The following is an 11873-nucleotide window of genomic DNA, read 5'->3' as shown; positions in this document are numbered from 1 at the left end:
AATTTGCATACCCGTCAGGCGGGTTCCATGGAGTGGATTCTGCGCGATCGAACAGCGGATTACTGCGTGATTACCTCCATATACACCCTATCTACCCACAAGGTGATAGAGCGGCCAACGTAAAGGAATAGACAGTTGGCGCTGTTGAAATAACAACGTGAATTACAGCGTGCGCGAGGGCTGACTTTTGCAAAACCAGATGTGCTTGCAGGGCTTCAACCACGTTTACATTGCAACTCACTGAACATTCATACAACATGCTTTTTATAGTTGGATTACTTCGGAGCAAAGCGCACTCCATGCACCTCACCCGATTCACTGATTATTCGATACGCGTATTGATCTTTCTTGCGGCCAAGGGAGAGGAGCGTTCTACGATTAATGAAATTGCCGAGACGTTTAATATCTCACGCAATCATTTGATGAAAATTGTTCAGGAGCTAAGTCAAAAGAACTACGTTACCGCTATTCGTGGCAAGAATGGCGGCCTACTGCTGACACGTGCCCCCGCCACTATTGGGTTAGGCGAGCTAGTACGCGAGATGGAGCATGACATGGCGCTAGTGGAGTGCTTTCATAGCGACAATGCCTGCATCATTACGCCGGCATGTCGCCTTCAACCGATACTTAATGACGCACTATCAGCATTTCTAGGTGTACTCGACCACTTCACATTGGCCGACCTGCTGGGCAGTCAACAATCTCAATTGGCGCAACTTATGCGCATTCCTACCGTCAGCGCCTAGCACTCCCTAGCCATCCTGCCCGTCGACTCGCGACTGCATCAACGGCCAAGTGTAGTGCACTAGGAATATTGCGTAGGCCACGCACCAGAAGATAATGCTCAGCGTGTAAGTCCAGTGGGTGATCTGGGGAAATAACGCCAAAACGGGTGAGCGCACTAAGGCGGCTATTAGCATTAAGCCTAGCGCCACACCCATACCCGGCAAAGTGCGTATGGGGCGGCCCGTATGACCTAGCGAAACCCTAGACATCATGGCCAGCATCATAGTGCCCATGCCCCCAATAGTCAGGGCGTGTATAGCAAGTTCTGCGCGCATCAGCCCCATGAGTGCCAAGACCCACATAACAAGCCCTAGCGGAATACAGGCGTAGCTACCGTGCAATCCCCAAAGTAAGGGTTCTCGCCAACTGTGCAGCCCACCCCAGCGCGCCATACGAATACTATTAGCCAGCGCCGCTAACAGCATCACCCCACCCAGTAATAAAGTAGGCATGACAACACCCAGCATGACGACCAGCTGCAGCACGACTACGCAAGCCGTGCTAACCAGCGTCACTCCTTCTAGTAAAGGAATAGGGTCAGGTTTGGTTCGTCCCAAACGGTTAGCGGTAAACATGGCAATCACACGCCCGCCAACGACGGTCATCATCAGTGTGATTAACAGCACGGCTAAGTAGGCAGCTTGGCGAATTAACTCGGCGTCACCCTGCATCACTCCTAAGTGCATCGCCAGATTAGCAATGGCAAACAGCAACAGCACAGGTATAAAGACCAAGTTGCGCCAACGCTTTGCGGTGATCACCAGGTGCGCCATAACGATAGCGACGACCGGCAGGAACGCGAGATCAACCGTCAGCAGCAGCCACCCAGACAACCCCATGGGAAAAGCCATCAGTATCCTTGCCGATAGCCACAGCACCACCACGCCCAGTAGCGGCCAGCCATTTAAACTCGGCAATCCTGTCCAGTTACGTACAGCAGTGAGTAAAAATCCTGCGACCACAGCCGCTGCAAAGCCAAACAGCATTTCATGCTGATGCCAGAACACCAAACCGCCATAAGGTCGCAGCAAAATATGGCCGTGCCAGAAGGCTAGCCATACTAATAGGGACGCCACACTAAACAGCGCAGCCAGCAGAAAAAAAGGCCTAAAAGCCAGACGCATTAATGGCAGATGCTCACGTTTTGAAGCAGGCTCGGATGAGGTGGTCATTGGCATGGCGTAATCCCGACTAAATTACTTGGAAATATGATTGTGCGCCTAGCTATCAACGCAGACCATGACATGTATCAAAAATACATCTTATGGCTAGCATTTATAGACTCACGGCATTAAGATTCATATGAAATACTTCTTAATATGCCGAGGGATTGACATTGCTAACTAATGAGCAAGAAACACTAATCAACGCGACCGCTCCTGTTGTTGCAGAACACCTGAATGCAATTACCCAGCGCTTTTACCCGTTGATGTTTACCCGCTATCCAGAGGTCAAACCGCTCTTTAATGAGGTTCATCAGCAAAGTGGCGGCCAGCCTCGTGCCCTAGCCAGCGCCGTGTTGGCCTATGTCCAACTTCGCAGCAATCCTGCTCAAGCGCGTGCCACCCTGGATATTGTGGTCAGCAAACACGTCTCGCTAGGTATTCTTCCCGAACAGTATCCTATTGTAGGTGAGTGTCTGCTGGCGGCGATTGGAGAAGTACTCGGTGATGCCGTAACACCAGAAATCGCTGATGCCTGGGGCGCTCTTTACAATGAGCTAGCCGCCCTACTCATTGACCTTGAAGACCAACGCTATCGTGAGTTCGAGCAGCGCCCAGGCGGTTGGCGGGGCACACGCCGTTTCAAGATTGCCAGCACCCGACAGGAAAGTACGTTAATCCGTTCTTTTATTCTGGAACCCGAGGATGGCGGCTGCGTGGCGAACCATGAGCCCGGTCAGTATATCGGCGTACGTTTGACTATAAACAGCGAGTTGGTCTATCGACACTACAGCCTCTCGGACACGCCTAATGGCCAAAGCTATCGAATCTCGATCAAACGTGAAGAACAGGGCCAAGTCAGCCGCCATTTCCATGATGTCCTACAACCAGGCGACACCTTGGAGCTGTTACCGCCAGCAGGTAACCTTACGTTGGTTGAGGGTGATGAGCCTCTACTACTTGCTAGCGGCGGCGTTGGTCAAACGCCCCTCCTCCCCATGGCACGCCATGCTTTGTCCCTTGGACGGCAGGTCACCTATCTACACGCGGCCTTGGATGCCGAGCATCAGGCTTTTAAAGAGGAATTAGAGGCGCTAAAAAGCGAGTATCCTCAACGCCTTCAAGCCGTTCGCATCCATGAACACGGCAACGAAGCCGAGCATATTGGTCGTATCGACCGCAGCTTATTAGCTCACTACCTGCCTGATCTCAAGGCACGCTGCTATTTCGTTGGCCCCCAAGGATTTATGACGGCGATTAACAGCGCCTTGTCTGAGTTGGGCATTGACGAGGATCGCCGCCACTTCGAGCATTTTGGCCCATCCCGCCCGCTCGACGCAGCTTGATAATGGGCGATTAGGGCTAACATTTCCGGGCGAACATTTCCGAGCTACCTATCTAGATGCTATGACGAAATACTGCGCCAATACTTGAACATGTTGCAATAATCGGCCCAATCCATTTCTAGAGACACCATAGCGCTCACTAAAAATGGATAAGGCTAATATATTAGGCCAGCCAGGAAAGGGAGCTGTGGCGCATAGCAGCCCCCACCATATAGGCGAAAATGGCCACCGCTACGACGGCGGCCACGGCACGCACTTTGGGCGTTGGCCCGCGCTTAATCGCAATGCTGCCAATACCGATATAGGCCAACAGCGCCAGCAGTTTGGCACCAAGCCAGGGAAGCTGCCAGGGCCATACGGAGAGTAGCGCCATCAAGGTTACCCCCAGCCCCAGCAGGGCCGTATCAATAAGATGGGGCAGTATCTTGACCCAACGGGCGTGGAGTCGCGGGCTTTCCCGCACCGACCACCAGGCGCGAACCACGAAAAGTGTAATGCTCAGTGCAGCGGCGGTCATGTGCAGGTGTTTGATGAGAAAATAGTGCTCCATGGTCACCCCCTAGCCGACATTAACCGCATCGCCGTGTGGATCGAAGGCAAGAAAAGAAGTGATATTACCCATTTGCAGTGACTCCATCATGCGCTGGAGCTGCCGTTCAACCTCGGCTTCGTCCTTTGGGTCATCCATGGCCGCAGCGAACACCAGATCCCATTCGATCTCGGTGCGGCGAGACTCTTCGACTAAGGCCGACATGCTGCTCAGTTCTTTGGTCGATTTGTCTACGCATATCACCGGCACCAACACCCCACCTTCGCCCTGTTCGAAGCGACGACGCTGCTCAGCATCGGGAAAATCGGGCAGTTCTGCGCGAACGAACACAAACAATAGGCGCTGGGGTTTAGGTTGTTTATGCGCTTCCTGCAGTAAATCGGCAAACGTCGCTATGGTCATATAATGGGCCTTATCCCTAGCCGGGAAGATTAGTAGGTGGCGTTACTCGGGTGATTCTACGAAAAGCCACAACAGCAGCATTATCATAAACAGCGGGATCAAGAGGCTGAGTGGCGCTGCGCGCCAGCCATAGGCTTGTACTACCAGAGGCGTCATCCGTAAGGAAAACCCTACGCCTGCGCTTAAAGCGAGACACAAGGCTACAAGAAGAAGCACCCAGCGATCAGGCATCCAGCCTTTGGCGTGGGCGATGCCAGTTGTAACCACCGCACCTCCCAGCCCAAGTCCGGCCCCCACCAACAAAAACTCCCACGGACGGCTTGCCACTCCAAACCCACCCAGCGCAAGTGCGAGCCCCAGCAAAAGCCACTGCATCAAGCGACAGGTGTCGCCCCGCGTGGCGAAATACCAAGCCGGCCAGGCCAGCAGCACACCGCTACTCAACGGTATCAGCACATAGAGGGATTGCTTTGCGAGCAGTGCGTAAAGTGTCCAGCTAGCCACCGCCAATGCGCTTGCCAGTGGCATTAAAAGCATAGCTACCAGTAACTGGTAACCATTGACTGGCTGTGTTGATGTCTCCAACGTGGGAGGCGGCACGGGTGGTGGCATGACGTTTCCCAGCGAAAGTATTAAGACATCTGAAGGCATGCCAGAATTGTCGGTAAATACCTGACGTAGGTCAAAAAACATTGGAGGTAGGTCGACTAACTCCAAAGGAATAGCCCTCGTATCAAGATGCAGACACTGTCACACTCTCTTACCCCTTCCGCGCTATCGGAACTGCCATGAAATTACTTCAACGCTCCCTGGTTGCTCGCATCATTGCGTCTCTGCTTGCCATTAGCGGTATGGCACTCATTAGCATCACCCTGACCATGGCAATGTCTAACAGCAGCCGTGGCGACGCGGCCGCGATCAATGTCGCTGGCTCATTACGCATGAATGCTTATCAGATATTAGGGGCCTTGCAGCGCCTGGAGTATGCCCCTGAAGAGACGAGTGAAGAGCAGCTCGAAGAGCTGATAACGCGTTTCGATCAGCGTTTGCATGGCACGACGCTACAACAAACGATCCCCGCTGATGATCGTCACGAGCGTCGCCGTCAACTGGAAAAACTTCAAACCTACTGGCAGTACACGCTTCGCCCGGCACTACAAGCACCGCCCACCGCTGCAGCGCTTGACCTGGATACGCTAGAAGCGATGATCGTTGCGATGGTCAATGACATCGAGATGCTAGTCACCTACCTGGAGCAAAGCACTGAGGCCAAGGTGCGGCTGCTGGGCATGATGCAAGTGCTTTTTTTAGTGTTGATTGCGATAGTGGTCGCCATCGCTCTCTACGATGTTCGCTACAATCTGGTAGTGCCTTTGCGCCAACTTATGGTACTGGCCCGGGAGGCGGCACAGCGTAATTTCAAGCCACGTTCACAGCTCCGCGGTAGCGACGAGCTGGCATTATTGGGCCATACCTTTAACAAGATGTCTGCCGAGCTGGCAACAAGTTACGCCGCGTTGGAAGACAAGATATCACGCAAGAAACAGGAGCTTGAGCGCAGTAATCAGGCGCTGCGGGTGATGCACGATGCCAGTCGCACGCTGTATGGCGGCGGTAACGACCTCTGTTCTAGCGCAGCCCCCATGCTGCGCGAACTGGAAAAGCTGCTGGATATCGGGCCGATACGCCTTTCATTAAAAGACCCTTTCGATCAACGCGCAATGCCGGTACTGGAAACGCATTCGCGTACCCGCCCTGAGTACTGCCGCGATCAGGATTGTCATGCCTGCCTGATTGATCCTCGCCCCCTGGATCTGGTGGCCAATAACCAGTCGCAATGCCTGCTGCTACCGATCAGCGTAGGCGATACGCTGCTAGGCACCCTGGAAGTGTGGTATCCCCAGGAGCGGCTCAACGATAGTACTCGTCGCCTGCTCACCATGTTAGCCGACCAGCTGGCCACGGCGGTTTACCTGCAGCGGCGTATCGAAGAGCAGCAGCACGTCACATTGATCAACGAACGAACCATCATCGCGCGGGAACTGCATGATTCTCTGGCGCAATCACTATCTTACCTAAAGATGCAGGTCGCCCGACTCGAACGCATGCAGCAAAAAGAGGCAACCCGAGAGGCGCAGTCTGCGGTGTTCGACGAGCTACGTACCGGTTTGAACAGCGCCTACCGTCAACTGCGTGAGCTACTCACCACTTTCCGACTCAAGCTTGAGGGGCCGGGGCTGCAATTTGCCCTGCGCCAGACCGTCGATGAGTTCTGCCAGCGTATGGAGGCCACGGTCGAACTTGACTACGATGTGCCGCCTTATCTGCTTAACCCCAATGAAGAAATTCACGTACTGCAGATCATTCGTGAAGCACTGGCCAATACCCACAAACACGCCCAAACCCATTGGGCTAAGGTCACCGTACGATTCGCCGATGCCCGCTTGTTAGTGCGTATCGAGGATGACGGCATCGGCCTGGAAGACGATGGCTCACCGCCAATGCATTACGGCTTGGTGATCATACGCGACCGTGCCACTACCCTGAATGGGCAACTGAGCATCACCAATCGCCCCACCGGAGGAGCCAGTGTTGAGGTAGACTTTACCCCGTTGACCGCTCGCTTAATTCAGCAGCAGCCTGTTACGGCTGCCTCCGACTCTCACTTAGGTACAGGGACTTCTTAATGACGCTGACCACCGCCAAAGACACACCTGCCAGTCTGATGATTATCGACGACCATCCACTACTACGGCGCGGTGTGATTCAGTTGCTTGAGCTAGAAGACGACCTTGAACTGGTTGGCGAGACGGGCGATCCCGAAGAGGGCATTGCACTGGCCCTCAAACTTGAGCCTGACCTGGTGTTACTTGATTTAAACATGCCTGGCGTTAATGGATTGGAAGCGCTGCGGCGCCTTCGCGAAGCCAACTATAGCGGCCGCGTGGTGATGTTCACTGTTTCCGACCATGAGGATGACGTTGTCGCGGCACTGCGCACCGGTGCCGATGGTTACCTGCTAAAGGATATGGAGCCCGAAGACATGGTGCGCCAACTGCGTCAGGCCGCCCTGGGCCGTATGGTGATCAGCGAGAGCCTGACCGCCCTACTCGCTGAAGCCCTGCGTAATCAGCGCAATGCCCCCACGACCCCTGATATACATAGCCTAACGCAGCGTGAACGCGAAATTCTGCAACAGCTTGCTGGCGGACTCTCCAACAAGCTCATCGCGCGCAAGCTGGATATTACCGAAGGCACGGTCAAGGTTCACGTTAAACACCTACTCAAGAAGCTCAACTTACGCTCACGTGTCGAGGCCGCCGTCTGGGCAGTCCAGGAAGGTATCGATCACTAATCGGTTCTGTGTGGATACCTCCAAAGACTCCCAGAGTACTTTTGCTCTGACCCGCCTTTACCCCCTCTCGATTTTTTGTCTTTAAAATCAATCAATCCGGGCCTTTTAGCGACTACCTCTCAAGAGGTATGTCGCTGATTTTACTGCTATTTGCACCTATTCCCCCATTTCTTCCTCAAGCGTATCTTGCCTTCTAACTGCTAAGTGCAGAAAGGTTTGATGCCAAGGGGAAACCGCCATGAGCAAGAGAAACACCGACATTGAGAAGTGGGATGTCGAAGACGCCCAATTCTGGGAACAGGAAGGCAAGCACATCGCCAACCGCAACCTATGGATATCCATTCCCAGCCTGCTGATGGGCTTCGCTGTCTGGATGATGTGGGGAATGATCACCACCCAAATGCAGAACCTGGGTTTTCCGTTCACGGTTAACCAGTTATTTTCCCTGACGGCGCTTGCCGGTCTAGCGGGTGCCACGCTGCGCATCCCAGCATCGTTCATGATCCGCATCGCTGGCGGGCGTAACACTATTTTCCTGACCACCGCGCTGTTGATGATCCCCGCCGCGGGCACCGGTATCGCCTTGATAAATCCTGGCACGCCGTTCTGGGTATTCCAGTCGTTGGCACTGCTGTCCGGTATCGGCGGTGGCAACTTCGCTTGCTCGATGAGCAATATTTCCACCTTCTATCCCAGCAAGCAGCAAGGTTACGCCCTGGGCATGAATGCGGGCCTGGGCAATTTCGGCGTCACTACCATGCAGATTGTGATCCCGCTGGTAATGACCGTCGGCGTCTTCGGCGCGATTGCCGGTTCTCCAATGGAGTTGCAAAGCGCCAGCGGTACCTTGATCGGTCGGATCGAAGCCGGTACAGATACCTGGATCCAGAATGCTGGCTTTATCTGGCTCGTGTTCTTGATCCCATTAGCGTTCGCCGGTTGGTTCGGCATGAACAATCTTCGCACTATTACGCCCAACCCGGGTTCGCCGCTGGCGGCTTTCAGCAAAATATTAGGCCTCTACGGCGTCGGCATGGTGACCGCCGTCATCGGTATGTTGGCGCTCGGTTGGCTTAATATGTGGATTGCCCTGCCGCTAACCATCGTTCTGACCCTTGTGTTGTTGCGCCTGATTCCTGGCGACATCAAGCCCAATATCCAGAAGCAGTTCGCGATATTTTCCAACAAGCACACCTGGTCAATGACCATTCTCTACATCCTGACCTTCGGCTCCTTTATCGGTTTCTCAGCAGCCCTGCCTCTCTCCATCAACGTCATCTTCGGCAACATGATGGAAGCAACTGCCGATGGCACGCTGATTCGCGTGGCCAACCCCGAGGCGCCCAGCGCTTTGACCTGGGCCTGGATAGGCCCCTTCGTGGGCGCTCTAATCCGCCCGTTAGGCGGATGGATCTCCGACAAAGTGGGCGGCTCCATCGTTACCCAAATAATCTCTGCGATCATGGTGGTCGTCTCCATCGCCACCGGCTATGTGATGATGCAGGCCTATAACGCCACCGATCCAAATCAATTCTTTTGGCTATTCCTGCTGCTATTCATTGTGTTATTCGCCGCCAGTGGTATCGGCAACGGTTCCACTTTCCGCAGCATCGGTGTGATTTTCGATCAGCAGCAGAAAGGCCCGGTACTTGGCTGGACCTCTGCCGTCGCGGCCTATGGCGCCTTCATCGCCCCGCGGGTAATGGGCGAGCAAATCCAGGCCGGCACACCTGAATTTGCCATGTACGGCTTTGCGGTCTTCTACGCTATCTGCCTCGTCATCAACTGGTGGTTCTACCTACGCAAGGGTGCATACGTTAAGAACCCCTGAGTGCGGCTTGCGTGTTTACGCCCGGAGCCAAGCTCCGGGTCTTACCCCCCTACCCCAATGCGGGAGGACACCATGAAAATCATGATTGCCTATGACGGTTCTCGGAACGCCAAGCTGGCACTCGCCCAGGTCGTCAACATGTTCCGCTGCAACCAGCCGCTGCTGGTACTGGTCGGTGTGGTGGAGAATCCACTCGATGCCACCGATAACAACGAAACGCTTTTTCAGCAGGAGCAGGACGAGCTGAAACAGCACCTTCAGGAGGGAGTGGCGTTTGCAACTGGCGAGGGTTTCCAAGCCGAGCAGCTTCTCGCCGAGGGGGACGCTCGCAAGATGCTGCTTCAGGCCACCCGCAAACTCTCGCCAGACCTACTGGTGATTGCCCGCCATAGCCAGCAGCCGGACGGCGGCATTATCGCCAAGTCATTGACTTACTTCGTCGACGAACTCGATTACATGACCTTCGGCAGCGTCAGCTCGTTTCTGGCTCGGCGCGCCGAGTGTCCCTTGTTGATCCTACCCAGCCCTTGAGCAGCCTCTACCCACCTTTGGGACATACCCCCATCGGGACATAGGACGATACGACCATGAAAGTTTCCGCTGTATTCAAGTTTCGCAGCCCTGAAATCCGGGCCCTGCACCTGACCTGGATTGCCTTCTTTATTACCTTTTACGTGTGGTTCAACATGGCGCCGCTCGCATCGAGCATGCTCAAGAGCGTCGACTGGCTGACCACGGACGATCTCAAGCTATTCGCCATCTGCAACGTCGCCTTGACTATTCCCGCGCGCATAATCGTTGGCATGGCACTGGATCGGTTCGGCCCACGTCGGGTGTTCTCGGTGCTTATGGTGACGATGTCGATACCGGCGTTGGCGTTTGCTTTCGGCAACAGCATGACGCAGCTGCTTGTGGCGCGTCTGGTGCTGAGTTCGATTGGCGCCAGCTTCGTGGTCGGTATCCATATGACAGCGCTGTGGTTCAAGCCCAAGGACATCGGCTTCGCCGAAGGCTTCTACGCTGGCTGGGGTAACTTCGGCTCCGCCGTAGCGGCCATGTCGCTGCCGACCATCGCCCTGAGTATGTATGGCGGCCCCGATGGCTGGCGCTGGGCTATCGCGCAAAGTGCGGTTGTTATGGCGGCTTACGGTGTTTACTACTGGTTCGCGATCACCGATGGCCCGGACGCCCAGGCTCACCGTAAGCCACGCAAATCCGCCGCCATGGAAGTGAGCTCCTGGGGCGATATGATCAAGCTGATCATCTGGACGATCCCGCTGGTCGGCGTACTCGCCATCCTGGTCTGGCGTATTCAGTATATGGGCTATTTATCGGTCACCGGTGCCTTCGTCGCTTACTTAGTCATCGTGGCGATCGTTATTTACCAGATCGTACAGATTCTGCGGGTCAACCTGCCAATCCTGCGCAAGGGAGTACCCGAGGATGATAAATACTCATTTAATAGCGTGGCCGCGCTCAACAGCACCTACTTTGCCAACTTCGGCGCGGAACTGGCGGTGGTGTCGATGCTGCCCATGTTCTTTGAGGAGACCTGGGGGCTCAATGCCGCAACGGCTGGCCTGATCGCTGCGTCGTTCGCTTTCGTCAATCTGGTGGCGCGCCCGATGGGCGGCATGGTATCCGACCGTATGGGCAATCGCCGTTTCGTCATGCTGTGCTACATGTTTGGCATTAGCGTTGGGTTCTTGCTGATGGCCATGCTCAATTCGAGTTGGCCGCTCATTCTGGCCATTGCGGTGACCATCGGCACCTCGATTTTCGTACAAGGCGCAGAGGGAGCGACCTTCGGTATCATTCCCTCCATTAAGCGCCGCATCACCGGGCAGATCTCGGGCATGGCCGGCGCCTACGGTAATGTCGGCGCGGTGGTCTATCTGACTATTTTTACGTTTGTCACTCCGTCGCAGTTCTTCTACATCATCGCCACTGGCGCTTTCATTAGCTGGCTGATCTGCCTGGTATGGCTCAAGGAGCCGGAGGGCGCTTTTGACGACGAGTACTATGTTTCTTCGGTCGATAGAGATATCGAAGAGCAGGCAATGCAGGGTGCCAAGCGCTGAACGTTCAGGCTATTTTTAACTAACAGACACACTCCAGGTCGCTTAGACCTGGTGGATGTGTAATGACGAACATGGAGAGGTCAGTCTTTGCTAATGCGACTAAGAATAAGCTGAAGAGGTGACGTGGCTGAAAGGCGTAAGCCAGTTTTTATCTCAAATAAAAACCGCCGATTGGTTTTACCCAAATCGGCGGTTTTTAATAATTTTTGGTCGGAGCGACAGGATTCGAACCTGCGACCTTTGCAACCCCATTGCAACGCGCTACCAAGCTGCGCCACGCTCCGCTGTCTTTATTGGCCGCTACATCTTTGCCTCAAGACGGTGCGTATACTAGCGGTTTCTTGCATAAATGAAAAGCC

The 11873-nt window shown here is 54.5% G+C and carries 11 protein-coding genes and 1 tRNA gene; 7 read left to right on the top strand and 5 right to left on the bottom strand.

Annotated elements, in window-relative coordinates:
- Positions 1–299 precede the first annotated feature (299 nt).
- Entirely contained in the window at positions 300–746 is a 447-nt protein-coding gene (locus J7J49_RS12820) for an Rrf2 family transcriptional regulator (RefSeq protein WP_215093101.1), read from the top strand.
- A 6-nt stretch (positions 747–752) separates the two neighbouring features.
- On the opposite strand, the gene J7J49_RS12815 is transcribed toward J7J49_RS12820, so the two are convergent.
- The gene (locus J7J49_RS12815) at positions 753–1964 is read right to left on the bottom strand and encodes an NnrS family protein (protein ID WP_215093099.1); all 1212 of its coding nucleotides are present in this window, start codon (positions 1962–1964) and stop codon (positions 753–755) included.
- A 158-nt stretch (positions 1965–2122) separates the two neighbouring features.
- Between J7J49_RS12815 and hmpA the strand changes: the two genes are divergently transcribed.
- On the top strand, positions 2123–3295 hold the full coding sequence (hmpA, locus tag J7J49_RS12810; RefSeq protein ID WP_215093097.1) for an NO-inducible flavohemoprotein: 1173 nt from the start codon (positions 2123–2125) through the stop codon (positions 3293–3295).
- Between the two features lie 163 nt (positions 3296–3458).
- Here the strand turns inward: hmpA and J7J49_RS12805 are convergent, their stop codons facing one another.
- The 3 genes from J7J49_RS12805 to J7J49_RS12795 are packed head-to-tail and all read right to left on the bottom strand — an operon-like array spanning position 3459 to position 4859.
- Positions 3459–3845: a SirB2 family protein gene (locus J7J49_RS12805; RefSeq protein WP_215093095.1), complete on the bottom strand. Its 387-nt coding sequence runs from the start codon at positions 3843–3845 to the stop codon at positions 3459–3461.
- Positions 3846–3854: 9 nt separating this feature from the next.
- Entirely contained in the window at positions 3855–4247 is a 393-nt protein-coding gene (locus J7J49_RS12800) for a ribonucleotide reductase subunit alpha (RefSeq protein WP_215093093.1), read from the bottom strand.
- A gap of 42 nt (positions 4248–4289) precedes the next feature.
- On the bottom strand, positions 4290–4859 hold the full coding sequence (locus J7J49_RS12795; RefSeq protein WP_251048291.1) for a hypothetical protein: 570 nt from the start codon (positions 4857–4859) through the stop codon (positions 4290–4292).
- A gap of 176 nt (positions 4860–5035) precedes the next feature.
- Here J7J49_RS12795 and J7J49_RS12790 point away from each other — a divergent pair, with 176 nt between their 5' ends.
- From J7J49_RS12790 to J7J49_RS12770, 5 genes are all read left to right on the top strand, one after another.
- Positions 5036–6934, top strand: a complete 1899-nt coding sequence (locus J7J49_RS12790) for a type IV pili methyl-accepting chemotaxis transducer N-terminal domain-containing protein (RefSeq protein WP_215093089.1) — start codon at positions 5036–5038, stop codon at positions 6932–6934.
- Positions 6934–7602: a two-component system response regulator NarL gene (gene narL / locus J7J49_RS12785; protein WP_215093086.1), complete on the top strand. Its 669-nt coding sequence runs from the start codon at positions 6934–6936 to the stop codon at positions 7600–7602. The genes J7J49_RS12790 and narL overlap by 1 nt, the downstream gene beginning before the upstream one ends.
- A 238-nt stretch (positions 7603–7840) precedes the next feature.
- Positions 7841–9433, top strand: a complete 1593-nt coding sequence (locus tag J7J49_RS12780) for an MFS transporter (protein WP_215093084.1) — start codon at positions 7841–7843, stop codon at positions 9431–9433.
- A 72-nt stretch (positions 9434–9505) separates the two neighbouring features.
- Positions 9506–9964, top strand: a complete 459-nt coding sequence (locus J7J49_RS12775) for a universal stress protein (protein WP_215093082.1) — start codon at positions 9506–9508, stop codon at positions 9962–9964.
- Between the two features lie 56 nt (positions 9965–10020).
- On the top strand, positions 10021–11514 hold the full coding sequence (locus tag J7J49_RS12770) for an MFS transporter (protein WP_215093081.1): 1494 nt from the start codon (positions 10021–10023) through the stop codon (positions 11512–11514).
- 207 nt (positions 11515–11721) lie between these two features.
- Here the strand turns inward: J7J49_RS12770 and J7J49_RS12765 are convergent.
- Positions 11722–11798, bottom strand: a tRNA-Pro gene (locus J7J49_RS12765).
- Positions 11799–11873 lie beyond the last annotated feature (75 nt).

It is taken from the genome of Halomonas sp. ISL-56, from assembly GCF_018612805.1.
In the GTDB taxonomy this organism is placed as follows: domain Bacteria; phylum Pseudomonadota; class Gammaproteobacteria; order Pseudomonadales; family Halomonadaceae; genus Vreelandella.
Note: the sequence above shows the minus strand (reverse complement) of the source record. Positions and strands in the feature narration are given on the sequence as shown.

Excerpts from the sequence above, each read along its gene's own strand:
- J7J49_RS12820 (WP_215093101.1), top strand. The coding sequence starts at position 300 with ATGCACCTCACCCGATTCACTGATTATTCGATACGCGTATTGATCTTT.
- J7J49_RS12815 (WP_215093099.1), bottom strand. The coding sequence starts at position 1,964 with ATGCCAATGACCACCTCATCCGAGCCTGCTTCAAAACGTGAGCATCTG.
- J7J49_RS12805 (WP_215093095.1), bottom strand. The coding sequence starts at position 3,845 with ATGGAGCACTATTTTCTCATCAAACACCTGCACATGACCGCCGCTGCA.
- J7J49_RS12800 (WP_215093093.1), bottom strand. The coding sequence starts at position 4,247 with ATGACCATAGCGACGTTTGCCGATTTACTGCAGGAAGCGCATAAACAA.
- J7J49_RS12795 (WP_251048291.1), bottom strand. The coding sequence starts at position 4,859 with ATGCCACCACCCGTGCCGCCTCCCACGTTGGAGACATCAACACAGCCA.
- J7J49_RS12790 (WP_215093089.1), top strand. The coding sequence starts at position 5,036 with ATGAAATTACTTCAACGCTCCCTGGTTGCTCGCATCATTGCGTCTCTG.
- narL (WP_215093086.1), top strand. The coding sequence starts at position 6,934 with ATGACGCTGACCACCGCCAAAGACACACCTGCCAGTCTGATGATTATC.
- J7J49_RS12780 (WP_215093084.1), top strand. The coding sequence starts at position 7,841 with ATGAGCAAGAGAAACACCGACATTGAGAAGTGGGATGTCGAAGACGCC.
- J7J49_RS12775 (WP_215093082.1), top strand. The coding sequence starts at position 9,506 with ATGAAAATCATGATTGCCTATGACGGTTCTCGGAACGCCAAGCTGGCA.
- J7J49_RS12770 (WP_215093081.1), top strand. The coding sequence starts at position 10,021 with ATGAAAGTTTCCGCTGTATTCAAGTTTCGCAGCCCTGAAATCCGGGCC.